General features: G+C 46.0%; 1 protein-coding gene and 1 pseudogene. Both read left to right on the top strand.

The annotated features are described in order from the left end of the window. Positions 1–136, top strand: a pseudogene (locus R7E00_RS23855) (transcriptional regulator); the annotation flags it as partial. 131 nt (positions 137–267) lie between these two features. After that, positions 268–1,275 (top strand): alkaline phosphatase (locus R7E00_RS23860; RefSeq protein WP_318124724.1); only part of this gene is annotated, 1,008 nt, incomplete at its 3' end.

Here is a 1,275-nt window from a genome sequence, read left to right on the forward strand (position 1 = left end):
GTTAGGGATGAATTTGACACGCCAAAACGGCATAAAAGTGAAGAGCAAGCCTTTGGGGATTGAGCGCTACTTGAATAACCCGAATGAGACACCTAAAGCTGGCCTACGTACAGAAGTGATCCTATTTAAGAAATGATTTGGGTTGCAAAACCATGATGTAACACGCGGTTTCATCCTAACTGAATGATAGTATTGATGAATACTTGTAAGCAAAACAGTAATTAAAGTGACGGCTTATACTCGCAGTCACTTTTTCATGGATGAAATATGACAATCAGATACTCTTTACTTGCGGCCAGTTTACTGGCTGGGCTTGTTCACGCCAATGAAGCACCGAAAAATATTATTTATATGATCGGTGATGGAATGGGCCCTGCCTACACAACCGCCTACCGTTATTATCAAGATAACCCAGAGACTAAACAGATTGAGCCTACAGTCTTTGACTCGATACTGGTTGGCATGGCTCACACCTATCCCGATGATGATAATTATGTCACTGACAGTGCAGCAGGCGCGACGGCCTTAAGCAGTGGTATAAAGAGTTACAATGGCGCCGTCGCTGTCGATACCCATAAAAAGCCAGTTAAAACAATGTTGGAAGTAGCGAAAGAGCAGGGCATGACAACCGCTCTAGTGGCGACTTCGCAAATTAACCACGCGACGCCCGCAAGCTTTGCCGCACACAACGAATCTCGTCGTAATTATGATCAGATAGCAGACGACTACTTGGATAACAAAGTAAATGGAAAGCTGCCCGTCGATCTGTTACTTGGTGGAGGTGTTCGATACTTTGAGCGTGAAGACAGAAACCTGATTGAAGAATTTAAAACGCGGGGTTATCAATACCTAACGGATTTTGATACCTTGCCTTCGTTGCAAACATTGCCTGCGATTGGGTTGTTTGCCGACAAAGCATTTCCGTTTGCTTTGGATGAGAATCCCAACCGACTGGAGAAGATGACGAACAAGGCGCTGTCGTTATTGTCGCGCTCAGAGCATGGCTTTTTCGTCATGATCGAAGGAAGCCAAATCGACTGGTGCGGTCATGCGAATGACATAGCATGCGCGATGGCTGAAATGGATGATTTTGCTAAGTCGATTGCTTTAGCCAAGGCGTATGTCGATGCTCACCCTGACACTTTGCTCGTTGTCACCGCCGATCACTCCACGGGAGGTTTAACTATCGGCGCAAATGGTCAATACGACTGGAAAACGGATGTGATCAAAGGCGTGCATCAAACGGCGTGGCCATTAGCAACGTCACTTGCAAAG

This window comes from Vibrio sp. Vb1755 (assembly GCF_033338635.1).
Lineage (GTDB): Bacteria > Pseudomonadota > Gammaproteobacteria > Enterobacterales > Vibrionaceae > Vibrio > Vibrio alginolyticus.